This window comes from Streptomyces sp. NPDC001889 (assembly GCF_053594535.1).
Genome location: NZ_JBSFER010000014.1, coordinates 1 through 15070, shown reverse-complemented (window position 1 = coordinate 15070; position 15070 = coordinate 1). Strand labels below are relative to the sequence as shown.

At 72.9% G+C, this 15070-nt stretch carries 13 protein-coding genes; 6 read left to right on the top strand and 7 right to left on the bottom strand.

The genetic code is table 11. The features are described from left to right. Window positions 1–147 precede the first annotated feature (147 nt). On the bottom strand, window positions 148–1317 hold the full coding sequence (locus ACWCRA_RS17425; RefSeq protein WP_451067975.1) for a steroid 3-ketoacyl-CoA thiolase: 1170 nt from the start codon (window positions 1315–1317) through the stop codon (window positions 148–150). Between the two features lie 243 nt (window positions 1318–1560). On the opposite strand from ACWCRA_RS17425, the gene ACWCRA_RS17420 reads away from it, so the two are divergent. Continuing rightward, the gene (locus ACWCRA_RS17420) at window positions 1561–2811 is read left to right on the top strand and encodes a cytochrome P450 (protein WP_351544398.1); all 1251 of its coding nucleotides are present in this window, start codon (window positions 1561–1563) and stop codon (window positions 2809–2811) included. Between the two features lie 157 nt (window positions 2812–2968). Here ACWCRA_RS17420 and ACWCRA_RS17415 read toward each other — a convergent pair whose 3' ends face one another. Then, entirely contained in the window at window positions 2969–5086 is a 2118-nt protein-coding gene (locus tag ACWCRA_RS17415; protein WP_451067974.1) for a bifunctional glycosyltransferase 87/phosphatase PAP2 family protein, read from the bottom strand. Between the two features lie 292 nt (window positions 5087–5378). On the opposite strand from ACWCRA_RS17415, the gene ACWCRA_RS17410 reads away from it, so the two are divergent. Further along, window positions 5379–6080 (top strand): O-methyltransferase, encoded by a 702-nt coding sequence (locus ACWCRA_RS17410; RefSeq protein ID WP_351544404.1) that lies wholly within the window; start codon window positions 5379–5381, stop codon window positions 6078–6080. Window positions 6081–6216: 136 nt separating this feature from the next. Here the strand turns inward: ACWCRA_RS17410 and ACWCRA_RS17405 are convergent, their stop codons facing one another. Both ACWCRA_RS17405 and ACWCRA_RS17400 read right to left on the bottom strand, forming a co-directional pair. Next, a complete protein-coding gene (locus ACWCRA_RS17405) occupies window positions 6217–6624 on the bottom strand; it encodes a DUF3291 domain-containing protein (protein WP_351544407.1) in 408 nt (135 codons plus the stop codon). A gap of 145 nt (window positions 6625–6769) precedes the next feature. Then, the gene (locus ACWCRA_RS17400; RefSeq protein WP_351544410.1) at window positions 6770–7897 is read right to left on the bottom strand and encodes a class I SAM-dependent methyltransferase; all 1128 of its coding nucleotides are present in this window, start codon (window positions 7895–7897) and stop codon (window positions 6770–6772) included. A 232-nt stretch (window positions 7898–8129) separates the two neighbouring features. Here ACWCRA_RS17400 and ACWCRA_RS17395 point away from each other — a divergent pair, with 232 nt between their 5' ends. Further along, a complete protein-coding gene (locus ACWCRA_RS17395; RefSeq protein WP_351544413.1) occupies window positions 8130–8498 on the top strand; it encodes an antibiotic biosynthesis monooxygenase family protein in 369 nt (122 codons plus the stop codon). Between the two features lie 80 nt (window positions 8499–8578). Then, the gene (locus ACWCRA_RS17390) at window positions 8579–9058 is read left to right on the top strand and encodes a GNAT family N-acetyltransferase (RefSeq protein ID WP_351544416.1); all 480 of its coding nucleotides are present in this window, start codon (window positions 8579–8581) and stop codon (window positions 9056–9058) included. A gap of 38 nt (window positions 9059–9096) precedes the next feature. On the opposite strand, the gene ACWCRA_RS17385 is transcribed toward ACWCRA_RS17390, so the two are convergent. Next, the gene (locus ACWCRA_RS17385) at window positions 9097–11145 is read right to left on the bottom strand and encodes an MFS transporter (RefSeq protein ID WP_351544419.1); all 2049 of its coding nucleotides are present in this window, start codon (window positions 11143–11145) and stop codon (window positions 9097–9099) included. Window positions 11146–11337: 192 nt separating this feature from the next. Here ACWCRA_RS17385 and ACWCRA_RS17380 point away from each other — a divergent pair, with 192 nt between their 5' ends. Together ACWCRA_RS17380 and ACWCRA_RS17375 are read left to right on the top strand one after the other, a co-directional pair. Next, the gene (locus tag ACWCRA_RS17380; protein ID WP_451067973.1) at window positions 11338–12015 is read left to right on the top strand and encodes an HAD-IA family hydrolase; all 678 of its coding nucleotides are present in this window, start codon (window positions 11338–11340) and stop codon (window positions 12013–12015) included. Window positions 12016–12283: 268 nt separating this feature from the next. Next, window positions 12284–13240, top strand: a complete 957-nt coding sequence (locus ACWCRA_RS17375; protein WP_351544424.1) for a helix-turn-helix domain-containing protein — start codon at window positions 12284–12286, stop codon at window positions 13238–13240. On the opposite strand, the gene ACWCRA_RS17370 is transcribed toward ACWCRA_RS17375, so the two are convergent. Next, the gene (locus ACWCRA_RS17370) at window positions 13219–13803 is read right to left on the bottom strand and encodes a TMEM165/GDT1 family protein (RefSeq protein ID WP_351544426.1); all 585 of its coding nucleotides are present in this window, start codon (window positions 13801–13803) and stop codon (window positions 13219–13221) included. The two genes, ACWCRA_RS17375 and ACWCRA_RS17370, sit on opposite strands and share 22 nt — an antisense overlap. A 242-nt stretch (window positions 13804–14045) precedes the next feature. After that, the gene (locus tag ACWCRA_RS17365; protein WP_451067972.1) at window positions 14046–14783 is read right to left on the bottom strand and encodes an ABC transporter permease; all 738 of its coding nucleotides are present in this window, start codon (window positions 14781–14783) and stop codon (window positions 14046–14048) included. Window positions 14784–15070 lie beyond the last annotated feature (287 nt).

Genomic DNA, 15070 nt, shown 5'->3' with positions numbered 1-15070 from the left:
CCCCGCTCCTCAATCGCCGGAGGGGCTCGGTAACTCAGCCCGTCCGGAGGAACCACCAGCCCGTCCGGCGCTTGAGGACAGACCTCGCGCCCCGGGCGGGCCGCGCCGGGCGGGAGCCCGGCGGCACACATCCCCGCCCCCGCAGGGCTACACCCGCTGAAGGATCGTCGCCGTCGCCAACCCTCCCCCCGCACACATCGTCACCAGCAGAAACTCCTTGTCGCGGCGCTCCAGCTCATGCAGCCCCGTCGCCATCAGCCGCGCCCCCGTCGCCCCCACCGGGTGCCCCAGGGCGATCGCTCCCCCGTTCACATTCACCTTCTCCAGGTCCTGGTCGAAGACCTGCGCCCAGCTCAGCACCACCGAGGCGAAGGCCTCGTTGATCTCGACCAGGTCGATGTCCCTCAGGGACATCCCCGCCTTCCCCAGCACCGCGCGGGTCGCGTCGATCGGGCCGTCCAGGTGGAAGCGGGGGTCCGCGCCGACCAGGGCCTGGGCGACGATCCTCGCGCGGGGGCGGAGCCGCAGCGCGCGGGCCATCCGCTTGGAGGTCCACAGCAGGGCGGCCGCGCCGTCGGAGATCTGGGAGGAGTTGCCCGCGGTGTGCACCGCCGTCGGCATCACCGGCTTCAGGGTGGCCAGCGCCTCCGTGCTGGTGTCCCGGAGCCCCTCGTCGCGGTCGACGAGCCGCCACATCCCCTGGCCCGCCCCCTGCTCCTCCTCCGTGGTGGGGACCTGCACCGCGAAGGTCTCGTCCTTGAAGCGCTCCTCCGCCCAGGCGGTGTGCGCGCGCCGCTGCGAGAGGAGGCCGAGGGCGTCGACGCGCTCCCGGGTCAGCCCCCGGTGGCGGGCGATGCGCTCGGCCGCCTCGAACTGGTTCGGCAGGTCCACGTTCCACTCGTCGGGGAACGGCTTCCCCGGCCCGTGCTTGGACCCGCTCCCGAGCGGCACCCGGGACATCGACTCGACCCCGCAGCTGATCCCCACGTCGATGACCCCCGAGGAGATCATGTTCGCGACCATGTGCGCGGCCTGCTGCGACGACCCGCACTGGCAGTCCACGGTGGTCGCGGCCGTCTCGTAGGGCAGCCCCATCGCGAGCCAGGCGGTGCGCGCCGGGTTCATGGACTGCTCACCGGCGTGGGTGACCGTGCCGCCGACGATCTGCTCGACGCAGTCGGGCTGGATTCCGGTGCGGCCGAGGAGTTCGCGGTAGGTCTCGCCCAGGAGGTAGGCGGGGTGCAGATTGGCGAGCGCCCCTCCGCGCCTGCCGATCGGGGTGCGCACGGCTTCGACGATGACGGGTTCCGCGGCCATGACTCGTCCTCTCCTCGCTGCACGGGCGTCCCGGCACTCCGCGCGGGAACTAGTACGCGTTCTAGTTCTCCCGCCAGTCTGCTGAGAGTTACCTTCGGTACGCAAGGGTCCTGCACGCCCTTACCGCACCCCGTGGCGGACAACGGACACCGCCGCGCCCCTTGCCACTTGCGGCACTCGTCACTAGCTTTCGGGCCACTTCTGATGGGTCGTCAGAGACCGACGCCAGAGCTGGAGCTGCCCATGCCCTGCCCCCATCTGCCCGAAGGGTTCGACTTCACCGACCCCGATCTCCTCCAGGCCCGCGTGCCCCACCCCGAGTTCGCTCTGATGAGGGAGACCGCCCCGGTCTCCTGGATACCCCAGCGGCGCGGCATCTCGGGCTTCGACGACGAGGGGTACTGGGCGGTGACCCGGCACGCGGACGTCAGACACGTCTCCACCCACCCGGAGCTGTTCTCCTCCTACCGGAACACGGCGGTCATCCGCTTCAACGAGTCGATCCGGCGCGACCAGATCGACGTCCAGCGGCTGATCATGCTCAATATGGACCCGCCGGAGCACACCCGGGTCCGGCAGATCGTCCAGCGCGGCTTCACCCCCCGCTCGGTCAACTCCCTGGAGGCGGCCCTGCGCGACCGCGCCCGGGGGATCGTGGAGACCGCGCTCGGCGGTCCGGCCTCGGCCGGCGGCTCCTTCGACTTCGTCAGCAACATCGCGGTCGAACTCCCGCTCCAGGCCATCGCCGAACTGATCGGCGTCCCCCAGGACGACCGGGCCCGGATCTTCGGCTGGTCCAACACCATGGCCTCGTACGACGACCCCGAGTTCGCCGTCACCGAGGCCGCCGGGATCGAGGCGACCATGGCGTTCATGGCGTACTCGATGAACCTCGCGGCGGCCCGCAAGGAGTGCCCCGCCCAGGACATCGTCTCCCAGCTGGTCGCCGCCGAGGGCGCCGGCAATCTCTCGTCGGACGAGTTCGGGTTCTTCGTCATCCTGCTGGCCGTGGCGGGCAACGAGACCACCCGCAACGCCATCACCCACGGCATGCACGCCCTGCTGACCCACCCCGAGCAGTGGGAGCTGTTCAAACGGGAGCGCCCCGCGACGGCGGCCGAGGAGATCGTGCGCTGGGCCTCCCCCATCGTCTCGTTCCAGCGCACCGCCACCGAGGACTGCCTCCTCGACGGGCAGGAGATCAGGAAGGGGGACCGGGTGGGTCTCTTCTACTCCTCCGCCAACAACGACCCCGAGGTCTTCGACCGCCCCGGGGAGTTCGACATCACCCGTGACCCCAATCCCCATCTGGGGTTCGGCGGCGGCGGACCCCACTTCTGCCTGGGGAGGTCACTGGCGGTGCTGGAGATCGATCTGATGTTCAACGCGCTCGCGGACACCCTCCCGGACCTCCGGCTCGCGGGCGATCCGCGCCGGCTCCGCTCGGCGTGGCTGAACGGTGTGAAGGAACTCCAGGTCACCGCGGGAGGCTGAGCCCGGGCCCCGGCCCGCTCCGCAGCCGCTCCGGTGGCGGAGCGCCCCGTACGGGCGGATGCTGGCGGGACGCGGCGATCCACCCCGGGGGGTGCGGGAGCCCTCCCGTACCCCCCGGGCCGCACCCGTACCCCCCGGGGCCGCACCCGTGTCCGGTCTACGGCGCCGGGACCGCCGGCTTCCCCGGCTTCCCCTTCGGCTCCCCCGGCTCCGCGGCCCTGTCCTCCTCCACCGGGGCCTTCTTCTCCCCGGTGCTCCCGCCCGGCTCCCGCGCCGCCGGAACCGCGACCGCCACCACCTCGGCGGCGGCGCCCGGCTCCGGCCGCGGCCGGAGCCCCCGCCGCCCCGACAGCAGCCAGGTGAGGCCGAAGCCCGCGGCGACGACGACCGCGCCGCCCAGCGCGTCCAGAATCCAGTGGTTGGCCGTGCCGACGATGACACAGATCGTGATCAGCGGATGGACCAGGCCCAGCAGCTTCATCCAGAGCTTCGGCGCGAGCAGCACCACGACCACACCGCACCAGAGCGACCAGCCGAAGTGCAGCGAGGGCATCGCCGCGTACTGGTTGGTGAGCTGGGTGAGCGGGCCGAACTCCGGATTGGCGAGATCCTTGGTGCGGTGCACGGTGTCGATGAAGCCCATCCCCGGCATCAGCCTCGGCGGGGAGAGCGGATAGAGCCAGAACCCGACCAGCGCCAGCAGCGTGGCGAAGGCCAGCGCCGAGCGCGCCCAGCGGTAGTCCGCGGGACGGCGGATGTAGAGCACCGCGAGAATCAGCAGCGGCACCGGGAAGTGGAACGACGTGTAGTAGAAGTTGAAGAAGCCCTCCAGCCACGCCACGTCCACCACCGCGTGATTGACCCAGTGCTCGATGTCGATGCCGATGGCCTGCTCGATCGAGTGGATCTGACGGCCGTGCTCACGGGCCGCCTCCACACTGCCGGTCGCGGCGAGCCGGATCTGCGAGTAGATCGAGTAGCCGACCCGGATCACGATCAGTTCGAGCAGCAGATTCGGCCGGCTGACCACGCGCCGCCAGAACGGCAGCAGCGGAATCCGGCTCCAGCGCGAGGGCAGCGGGGCGACGTACTCGGTGGGGACGGGCCGCCGGAAGTGCGGTGAGGTGCGCGGCAGGAACGGCACCGCGCAGGCCGCGGCGAGCGCGGCGATCAGGACGGCGTTGTCCCGGACGGGGTGGAGCACGACGATGTTCGGCAGCAGCATCTTGCTGGGCAGGGTCACCGTCAGCACGGTCAGCACCGGCCAGAGCATCCGGTCCGACCGGCGCGTGCCGACCCGGCCGACGACCGCGAGCAGGACCCAGATCAGCTGGTGCTGCCAGGTGGTGGGCGAGACGGCGACGGCGACACAGCCGGTGATGGCGACGGCCAGCAGCAGCTGGCCGTCGCGGGCGTACCGGACGGCGCGGCGCAGGCCCAGCCAGGCCACCCCGGCGGCCAGCAGCAGATAGAGCGCGATCTCCAGCGGCCCTTCGAGGCCGAAACGGAGCAGCGCGCCGTGGAGCGACTGGTTGGCGAGGCCGTCGGCGTGGCTGCCGAGCCCGGCGCCCGCCGCATGGTCCACCCAGTACGTCAGGGAGTCGCCCGGCATCGCGGCCCAGGCCAGCACCGTGCAGGCGGCGAAGGTCGCGGCGGAGGTGACGGCCGCCCTGCGGCGCCCGGTGAACCAGAGCAGCGGCGCGAAGAGCAGCACGGTCGGCTGGAGGGCCGCGGCGACACCGATCAGCAGGCCGGACGGTCTCTCGCCGCGCACGGCGAAGCAGCCGAGGAGGACCAGGAGGACCGGGATGATGCTGGTCTGGCCGAGGTGGAAGCTGTTGCGCACCGGCAGCGAGATCATCAGCAGGCTGAGCGCGACCGGCGCGGCCAGCAGTGAGCTGCGGCGCGAGACGGGCCCGGGCAGGGCGCGTGCGACGACGAGGGCGATCCCGACGACGAGCAGCAGGGTGCCGAAGGTCCAGGCGACGCCCAGGCCCTGTTCGGCGGCGCGGGTGAGGGGTTTGAGGACCAGCCCGGCGAAGGGGGTGCCGGTGAACCGGTCGGTGTCGTACAGCGATCCCTCGACACGCAGGACGCCGTTGTCGCCGAGCCAGGTCTCCAGATCCAGGAAGCGCTCGCCGGGGGGCAGTCTCAGCACCGCCGCCGTCTGCCGTATGGCGAGGACGGCGGCCACGAGCCACAGGGCGACCCTCGCCGCACCCGTCCTCGTGTCCGTCGTCGCACTCCCGCGCACGCTGTGCTCCGCGTTTGCCACGTCGCGCCGCGCCTCCCCTACGTCTTCGTTCCGTTGTGTCCGGTCTTCCTCTGGTTTCCCAGAGCCTTGCACTGCCCGTTCCGGAAGACCCGGGCAACCCCCTCGTTGCCTGACAGGCGACCGGAATGCGGCCGTTTTCCGCCGGCTCTTCCCGGCGGGCGCCGGGTGGTGCGACGGGTGCGGGGTGCCCGAGGGGGCATGCGGGGGGAACATACAAGAACCGCGGCGGACGTCTGCCCACCACGGCTGCTCGGGACGGACCCGGAACCCCTCACTGACCTAAGTTTGACGCATGAATCAGAGGACTCAGCAGCCCCGGGGCCACAACGACGAAGTATGGCGGGACGTCGACCGCTACATCACCGGCCTTCTCGCCCCTGATGACGCTGTGCTGACCGCCGCTCTGGCGGAGAGCGACCGGGCCGGTCTGCCGGAGATCGCCGTCGCGGGCAACCAGGGAAAGCTGCTCCATCTGCTGGCGAGAACGCAGGGCGCGCGCACGGTGCTGGAGATCGGCACCCTGGGCGGCTACAGCACCATCTGGCTGGCTCGCGCGCTGCCGGAGGGCGGCAGGCTGATCTCCCTGGAGTACAGCGCGGAGCACGCCGAGGTGGCCCGGACCAACATCGCCCGCGCGGGTCTGGACGCCGTCGCGGAGGTGCGGACGGGGGCGGCGCTGGAGACGCTGCCGCTGCTGGCGGCGGAGCCGGGGGCGGGGCCCTTCGATCTCTTCTTCATCGACGCGGACAAGAAGAACAACCCGCGCTATGTGGAGTGGGCGCTCAAGCTCTCCCGCCCCGGCAGCGTGATCATCGTCGACAACGTGGTCCGGGGCGGCGCGATCCTGTCGGACGACGGTGCCGACCCGTCGGTCGCGGGCACCCGGGCGATGTACGAGCTGGTGGCGCGGGAGCCCAGACTGGAGGCGACGGCGGTGCAGACGGTGGGGACGAAGGGGTACGACGGGTTCCTGATCGCCCGGGTCGTCTCCTGAGCCGGCGGGCCTCCTCGCGCCGCGCCCCGGGCCCCGGGAGCCCGCCGCCGGGGCCCGCCGCCGGACGGACGACCCCGGACGGACGGACGACCCCGGACGGACGACCCCGGGCAGACGGACGGCCCCGGACGGACGGCTACCCCCGGGCGTCGGCGCGGGCCTGCTCCTCGATCCGGCGTCTGGCGTCCTTCCAGTCGATGGGCAGCCGCTCCACCGGCACCTCCCAGAAGGTGAAGGTCGTCGACCGCATGGTGGGCCGGATCGTGGTCATCACGCTCTTGTGCGGCTCGGTCCGCACGAAGGCGTAGAGCGCGTCCCGGTCCACCCACGCGGAGAGCGTGTAGAAGACCCGTTTCGCCGGCTGGGCGTCGAGCGAGGCGCCGAGGGCTCCCGGCGCCGTCCGGACCTGCTGCCAGACGGAGAACGACTTCAGCAGGAAGCGGGGGACATCGGCCAGGGAGCGGACCTCCAGCCGGGACGCCATGACATAGGCGCTGGTGCCGGGGGTCGCCGGCTGGGGGGTGACCCAGGGAAGAGCGGGCATCGGGGTCCTCGCTTCCGTCGTCGGCCCGAGGCACTTCCACGGTAGGGAGGGACCCCGGGCCCGGCGATCGGGGCGGGCCCGGATACGTCCGTCCGGGTGGGGCCGGTGCTCGGGGACGGGCCCGGCCCCGGGGACGGCGCCCGGGTCAGCGGACCGCGAGCCGCCAGAGCGACGTGATCTCCCCCGCCCGGGCGGTGTGCAGCGGGTCGTCGGCGTCCCTGGCCCGCGGGTGCCTCGGCCGGGTGTCGATCCGGTCCACCACCCGCAGCCCCGCGGCCCCGATCGCGTCCGTCAGTTCGCCGGGCGCCCGAAGCCCCAGCCGCTCGGCCAGGTCCGAGAGCACGAGCCAGCCCTCGCCACCGGGCAGCAGATGGTCCGGCAGCCCGGTGAGAAAGCCGTGCAGCATCGTGCCGCCGGGGTCGTAGACGCCCTGCTCGACGGCGGAGGACGGCCGGGCGGGCAGCCAGGGCGGATTGCAGACGGCGAGGTCGGCGCGGCCCTCCGGGAAGAGCGCCGGGCCGGTGACCTCGACCCGGCCGGCGGGGCAGAGCCGGCGGACGTTCTCCCGGGCGCAGACCAGGGCGCGCGGGCTGATGTCGGTGGCGACGGTGCGCCCGAACCCCCGGCGGTCCAGGACGGCGGCCAGCACCCCCGTCCCCGTACCGAGGTCGAACGCGGTGCGGCCCGCCGCGGGGGCGGGCAGCGGGGCCTCGGCCACCAGGTCGACGTACTCGCCCCTGACCGGCGAGAACACCCCGTAGTGCGGATGGACCCTGGCGTCCAGGGCCGGGATCTCCACCCCCTTCGTGCGCCACTGGTGGGCCCCGATCACGCCCAGCAGCTCACGGAGGGAGACCACGGCCGACCCGTCCGGCGGCCCGTACGCCTCGGTGCACGCGCGGCGGACATCGGGGGAGCGGCGCAGGTCCAGGCCGTGGTCGCCGTCGAGGAGCACCAGCAGCCGGCCGAGGACACGGGCGCGGTGGCCGCGGGCCCGGCGGTGGAGGTGGAAGGATTCCGCGGCGGTCGCCCCGGGGACGGGACCGGGGGTCTTCCGGTCGACCCGGCGGCCCATCGCCTGGAGCAGCGAGCGCGCGCCGGGGAAGTCTCCGCGCCAGAGCAGCGCCGTGCCCTCGCAGACGAGGCGGTGGGCGGTGGCGGCGTTCATCCGGTCGTCGGCGACCTCGACGCGCCGGGGCGCGGGGGTCGCGTTCTCTGAGTGCCAGCGGGCGGACCGGGGGGTGCCGGCCTCGGTCCAGTGAACCCTGGGCACTGCGGACTCTGAGGATGCTGAGGACGCTGAGGACACCGGGCGCTCCTGGTTGGTGCTCGGACATGCGGCGAAGGGGCAGCGGGGAGCACGTCGGCGGGGAGGGGGAAGGGGGCCGGGGGCGGCCCGGAGCTTTGACCTTGCCACAGCCCGCTCCCCCGGACAAATGTCCTGTCGCCGGGGAGGTACGGTCGAATCCCGCTCCGTTCCTGCGAATTCTGCGAAGGACTGCCCCGTGGCCAGTGTGGTGAAGATCAATGTTCTGAACGTTCCGGCCGATCAGCGCGAGGTGCTGGAGAAGCGCTTCGCCGCCCGCGCCGGGTCCGTGGACAGCGCCGACGGATTCGAGTGGTTCGAGCTGCTGCGTCCGCTGGAGGGCACCGACGACTACCTGGTGTACACAAGGTGGCGCAGTGAGGCCGATTTCGAGGCGTGGATGGCGGGCTCGATGCGCGGGGCGCACGCGCCGGCGTCCGGAGCCGGGGGCGGACAGGGCGGCCCCGGAGCTGCGGACGGCGCGGGTGGCGAGAAGCCGAAGCCGGCCGCGACCGGTTCGACGCTCTGGTCGTTCGAGGTCGTGCAGTCGGCGGGCCCGAAGAGCTGAACCCGGCGGAAGGCACACCGGCCGGCCCGGGGCCGAAAACCCCTGGCCAAAGGGGCTCTTACCGGGATACACAGGGCGCTGTGACCTCCTGGACCATAGCCCCCGAAGTCTTCGACTCGCCCGACGCGACCCGGTTGCGCCACGACTACTACGCCGATGTCGCCGGCCGCTACTGGAAGCGGCCGGCGACCGCGGGCGAGGTCGCGGGCGGGCTCGCCGGTGACGGTGTGGAGCTGCTGACGCCGCCCACCGGGGATTTCCTGGTCGGGCGGTACGACGGGGTGGCGGCGGCCTGTGGCGGGGTCCTGCTGCTGGACGCGGACCGCGCCGAGCTGACCCGGGTCTTCGTGCGCCACGCGTACCGCGGGAAGCGGGGCGCCGGGCTGCTGATGGACGCGCTGGAGGAGCGGGCGCGCGGGCTGGGGGCGCGGCGGATGGTGCTCAACACCCGGCTGGACCTGGTCGAGGCGCGGGCGCTGTACACGCGCCACGGGTACGCCGAGATCCCGGCGTACCGCACCGGTCCGTACATGGACATCTGGTACGGCAAGCGTCTCTGACCCCGCTCGGGTCAGGGAGCCCGGTGGCCGCGCTCGGGTCAGGGAGCCCGGTGGTCGCGCTCGGGCCCCGGCCCGTGCGGCCGTTCGCCGTCGGAGCCGCACAGCTCCGCGTTCAGCTCCTCCACCAGCTGGACGAGGTCGGTGGGCCGCTCGGGTCCCCACCAGTCGCCCAGCAGCTCGGCGAGGGAGTCCTCGCGCGCCTTGGCCAGCCGTACGGCGGTCCGCAGCCCGCTCTCGCTGAGCATGAGCTGCACCCCCTCGCGGCGGACGAGACCGCGCTCCTCCAGCTGCCGGGAGGCGTCGGTGATCACTTCCAGCGGTACGGGGGTGGTGTCGGCGAGCAGACCGGGTTCCACGGTCCCGTGGCGGCGGATGCGCAGCAGGACCCAGCTGGCGGCCGGCAGCAGGTCGTACCCCGCCTTCGCGGTGATCTTCTCGTACACCTTGCGGCGGCCGTCGCGCGAGCCGAGGACGGAGAGCGCGCGGGCGCACTCCTCCTGGGAGGAGCGCTCCACCGGGTTGGAGGCGAGGGTCTGGCTGGCCTCGGGGGCGGTGACCGAGCCGCGCAGCCGGTCCTCCTTGAGGAACCAGGCGACAACGAAGGCGACGAGGACCACCGGCACCGCCCAGAGGAAGACATCGGTGATCGCGGAGGCGAAAGCGTGGATCACCGGCTGCCGGAGCCCCGGCGGGAGCTTGGCGATGTCCTGCGGGTCGGCGGCGAGATCGCCCGCCTGCGCGCCGGGCGGCACCGGGCGGCCCCGGAGGACATCGGCGAGCTTGGTGTTGAGCCCGTTGGAGAAGATCGTGCCGAAGATGGCGACACCGAAGGAGGCCCCGATGGAGCGGAAGAAGGTGGCCCCGGAGGTGGCCACGCCCAGGTCCTCGTAGCGCACGGCGTTCTGCACCACCAGCACCAGCACCTGCATGACCAGGCCGAGTCCGGTGCCGAAGACGAAGAAGTAGGCGCTGATCTGCCAGTTGGAGCTGGTCTCGGTGAGCCGGTGGAGCAGCAGCAGCCCGATCACCGTGATGCCGGTCCCGGCGATCGGGAAGACCTTCCAGCGGCCGGTGCGGCTGACGATCTGCCCGGAGACGGTGGAGGCGGTCAGCAGCCCGATGACCATCGGCAGCATGTGCACACCGGAGAGGGTCGGGCTGATGCCGTGGACGACCTGGAGGAAGGTCGGCAGGAAGGTCATGGAGCCGAACATCGCGAAGCCGATGATGAAGCTGATGACGGCGACCAGGGTGAAGGTGCGGATACGGAAGAGCCGCAGCGGCAGCACGGGTTCGGCGGCCCGGCGCTCGACCCGGATGAAGAAGACCAGCAGCACCAGGCCGAGGACCGCGAGCCCGATGATCCGGGCCGAGTCCCAGGGCCAGGTGGTGCCGCCGAGCGAGGCGACGAGAACCAGACAGGTGGCGACGGAGGCGATGAGGAAGGTGCCCAGGTAGTCGATGGTGTGGGGGGTGGAGCGGACCGGGATGTGCAGGACGGCCGCGATCACCAGCAGGGCGACGATCCCGATGGGGAGATTGATGTAGAAGACCCAGCGCCAGCTCAGGTTGTCGGTGAAGAATCCGCCGAGCAGCGGGCCGAGGACGCTGCTGGCGCCGAAGACCGCGCCGAAGAGCCCCTGGTACTTGCCGCGCTCGCGGGGCGCGACGATGTCGCCGACGATCGCCATCGACAGGACCATCAGCCCGCCGCCGCCGAGCCCCTGGAGCGCGCGGAAGCCGATGAGCTGGGGCATGTTCTGGGCGATGCCGCAGAGCGCGGAGCCGATCAGGAAGATGACGATCGCGGCCTGGAAGAGCTTCTTGCGGCCGTACTGGTCGCCGAGTTTGCCCCAGAGGGGGGTGGCGGCGGTGGAGGCGAGGAGATAGGCGGTGACGACCCAGGAGAGGTGCTCCAGGCCGCCCAGCTCGCTGACGATGGTGGGGAGGGCGGTGGAGACGATCGTCTGGTCGAGGGCGGCGAGCAGCATGCCGAAGAGCAGGGCCCCGATGGCGATCATCACGGAACGGCTGTTCTGCCCCTCGCCGGGGGCCGGGCTCGTGGGGCTGCTCACTTCCTGAGCCATGCCGTCTCCTCGGGGCCGGGTCCTTTCCATCGTGTGGGGTGGGGGCGGTTCTGGCCTGCGGAGGGGGGCCGGGGGTGGTGTCCGGGCGGAATGATTTGTACCATGACAAAACAAAGTGGTTCCGTCCGTACTCCCTGACCGGCGGGCGGGACCGCCTTGTTCCCCCGCACCACGGACGTACGGAGCACACCCATGCCGGAGAACACCCTCACCGCCCGTGCCCTGCTGCTCGACATGGACGGCACCCTCGTCAACTCGGACGCGGTGGTGGAGCGGCTGTGGCGCGAGTGGGCGGTGGGGCACGGGCTCGACCCGGACGACGCGCTGAGGGTCGTGCACGGCCGGCAGGGGTACGCCACCATGGCGGCGCTGCTGCCGGAGCGGCCGATGGAGCTGAACCACGCGGAGAACGCGGTGATGCTGGCGCGCGAGACGGCGGACGTGGAGGGGGTGGTGCCGGTTCCGGGCGCCCCGGCCCTCATGGCGGCGATCGAGGACCTGCCGCACGCGCTGGTGACCTCGGCGGACGAGGCGCTGGCACGGGCGCGGATGACGGCGGCGGGGCTGCGGATGCCGGTCGTGCGGGTGACGGCGGAGAGCGTGGGGGCGAGCAAGCCGCATCCGGAGGGGTTTCTGAAGGGGGCGGCGGCGCTGGGGGTGGCTCCTGCGGAGTGCATAGCCTTCGAGGACTCGGAGGCGGGGATCGCGGCGGCCCGCGCGGCCGGGGTCCGCGTGGTGGGCGTGGGCCCGCGCGCCCTCCCCCACTCCCCCGACCTCCACGTCGACGACCTCCGCGCCCTCACGGTGAGGAGCACCCCGCACGGCGCTTTCCAGGTGACGGCTTCCGCCCCCAGCCCGGCGACGACATGAGCCCGGGGCAACCGACCCGGGCGGGGTCACCTCCCAGAGGGGGCCCAACCCAGCCCCGCCGGGGACACCCCCCAGAGGCAGCTCAACCCAGCCCCGCCGGCGATTGAGGCGCGGAGGTTCGGGGGCCGGCCCCCGACCGTGGCCCGCACCCTGCGGGCACCCGTGGCCCAGAGGGATGCGCACCCCCGTGGCGCATCCAGGACAACGGGCCCCCGGCAGCCCCCGCGCTTCGTAGGCTAGAACCTCCAGCACACCGGAGGTTCAAGCAATGGTGAGCCAGATCACATGGACAATCGGCGAGCTGGCAGCCCGCACCGGGCTGCCGGTCAAGACCGTCCGGTACTACTCCGACATCGGCCTGCTCCCCCTCTCCGGCCGCTCCCCCGGCGGCCACCGCCGCTACGCCCCCGAAGCCCTGAACCACCTCACCCTGATCCAGCAGCTCCGCGCCCTCGGCACCCCCATCGCCACCATCACCCAGGTCACCACCGGTGAGCGCAGCCTCGCCGACCTGGTCGCGGAGGCCCTCGACCGCACCCGCTCCCACCTCGCGGAGCTCCAGTGGCGCCAGGCCACCCTGGAGGCCCTCGACGACTGCTCCGACCAGGAGCGCCTGCGCCGCCTCACCGTGCTCTCCCGCGTCCAGCGATTACCGGACGCCCGCCTCGACCTCGCCCGCGCCTGGGAGCGGATGATCCCCCGGGACGTCCCGGCCCACCTCACCGACCTGATCACCTCGCAGGCCGTCCCCGACCCGCCCCGCGACCCCTCCCCCCAGTCGGTACTGGCCTACGCGGAACTGCACACCCTCGTCGAGCACCCCGGCTTCCGGGGCTACTGGACCCCGCCCGCCGTCCGGGACCGGGCATCCCTCTACTCCGCCCAGCTCGACGCCTCGCTGCTGGCCTCCGCCGCCGTCGCCAGCGGCCTCCCGCCCCAGCGCGGCGAGGCGCTCAACCGGTTCACGGGCGCCTGCGCCCGCGCCAAGGGCGTCGACGACACCCCCCTCTTCCGCGCCTCCATGCGCGAGGAGATCCGCCCCTCCCTGCGCCCGTTCCGCCTCTACTGGCAGCACATCGCCACCCTCCGGGGCGACACCCCCTTCAGCCTGGGCAGCTCCCACTGCTGGCTCGCCCAGGCCCTCGTGGCGGAACAGCGCCGGGTGCCGGCGAAGCCGCCGGGCGGCGCGGACACCCCACCGGGTCAGCCCGTGATCGCCTCGTAGAGGCTGAACCCGGCCAGCGCCAGCATCAGCCCCGCCGCCACCTTCGTGATCAGCTTCAGCGGCACATACTTCATCAGCGTCCGCCCGCCGAGGATTCCGATCCCCGCCACGGCCCAGAGCGCCAGGACGGCCCCCAGCCCCACCGACACCGGGTCGTCGTACCGCGCCGCCAGGTTCGCGGTCATGATCTGGGTCAGATCGCCGAACTCCGCGACCAGGATCAGCATGAACCCCGCGCCGGAGACCTTCCAGAAGGACTGGTCGGCGGGCGGCTTGATGCTCTCCCCGTCCTCGTCGTGCTTCCGCAGGAGCAGCACCAGCGCCCCCGCCAGGAAGAGCGCGCCCACCACCGCCTGCACCAGCCGCTGCGGCAGCAGCGTCAGCACGCTGCCGGCGGCGATCGCGAGCGCCACATGGACGACGAAGGCGGCGGCGACGCCGGCGAAGACATAGGACGCCCGGTAGCGGGTGCCCAGCATCAGACCGGCGAGCGCGGTCTTGTCGGGGAGCTCGGCGAGAAAGACGACCCCGAAGGTGATCGCCAGGACGGTGAAGCTGATCACGGCTGTGATTCCTCAATCGGTCGGGCTGTCCGCACCGAGAGACCAGACGTGAAAAGGGGTCGCTTCGGCACGGCAGCGTCCAATGAACACTGCGGCCGAAGGTCTCGCTGGCGGTCCGCTGAACGGTCCGCCTCCGGGCGCCGGCCGGGCCCAGGGCCCAGCAGTATGTCGACGTTCCGGCGAAGAGCTACTCCCCTTCTGCTCCGTTCAGGGTACGCCACCCCCGGCGCCCGCGCCCGGCCTCACCCGGCCCGGTGCAGCCTCCCCCGCGCCACCAGCTCCAGCACCACCGCCACGGCCACCGCCTGCACCGCCATCAGCCCGACCAGGACGAAGAGCTGCACCGCGCCCGCCAGCAGCGGCGAGGCCCCGCCCAGCAGCATCCCGACGAAGGCGCCGGGCAGGGTGACGAGCCCCACGGTCCTGGTCTGGTCGAGACCCGGGAGCAGGGCGTCCGCCGCCGGACCCCGGGCCACCTCCAGCCGGGCGTCCCGGTCGAGCAGCCCGAGGGCGAGACCGGCCTCCACCTCGCCGTGCCGGGTCCGCAGCTCGTCCAGCGCGCGCCGCCCGGCCAGCACGGTCACGGTGAGGGCGCCGCCGATGAGAATCCCGGCGACCGGCACCAGGGCGATGCCCTTGAGCGGTACGAGCCCGGTGAGCAGCAGCGCGGCCAGGACCGGGAAGACACCGGCGGCGATCGGCGGCGCGGCCCACCACCAGCTCCCGTTCGGGGTGATCCGGCGGCCGGCGGTGCGTACGGCGACGGCGTACATCAGCAGCACGAAGGCGAGGAGCAGGGGCACGGAGCGCACCACCCACCCGATGACCAGGGAGACGGCGGCGAGCTGAGCGGCGGCCCGGACCCCCGCGACCAGGATCTCCCGGGACCGTCCGAGGTGGGCGAGCGCGGCCACCGCCGCCGCCACGGCGAGCAGGACGGCCAGCACGGCCCCGAAGGTGGCATCGACCGTCAGCAGCACCCGGCAACCCTACGCCGCACCCGCACCCGCCCGCCCGGGTCCGAGTCCGGGTCCGCCGGTCCGGGCCGGCGCACCCGCACCCGCCCGCCCGGGTCCGAGTCCGGGTCCGGGTCCGCCGGTCCGGGTCCGCCGGTCCGGGTCCGGGCCGGCGCACCCGCCGGAGGCCCCGCGCCCGCGCCCCGCCGCGCCCCCTCCCCGCCGTGCGTGTCCCTGGTCGCGACCGGTGCGCTCCGGCCCGAGCTGCTGATCACCGGTGAGCTGGGGCTGCACGGCGCGCCGGACGCCCT

Excerpts from the sequence above, each read along its gene's own strand:
- ACWCRA_RS17425 (WP_451067975.1), bottom strand. The coding sequence starts at position 1,317 with ATGGCCGCGGAACCCGTCATCGTCGAAGCCGTGCGCACCCCGATCGGC.
- ACWCRA_RS17420 (WP_351544398.1), top strand. The coding sequence starts at position 1,561 with ATGCCCTGCCCCCATCTGCCCGAAGGGTTCGACTTCACCGACCCCGAT.
- ACWCRA_RS17410 (WP_351544404.1), top strand. The coding sequence starts at position 5,379 with ATGAATCAGAGGACTCAGCAGCCCCGGGGCCACAACGACGAAGTATGG.
- ACWCRA_RS17405 (WP_351544407.1), bottom strand. The coding sequence starts at position 6,624 with ATGCCCGCTCTTCCCTGGGTCACCCCCCAGCCGGCGACCCCCGGCACC.
- ACWCRA_RS17385 (WP_351544419.1), bottom strand. The coding sequence starts at position 11,145 with ATGGCTCAGGAAGTGAGCAGCCCCACGAGCCCGGCCCCCGGCGAGGGG.
- ACWCRA_RS17380 (WP_451067973.1), top strand. The coding sequence starts at position 11,338 with ATGCCGGAGAACACCCTCACCGCCCGTGCCCTGCTGCTCGACATGGAC.
- ACWCRA_RS17375 (WP_351544424.1), top strand. The coding sequence starts at position 12,284 with ATGGTGAGCCAGATCACATGGACAATCGGCGAGCTGGCAGCCCGCACC.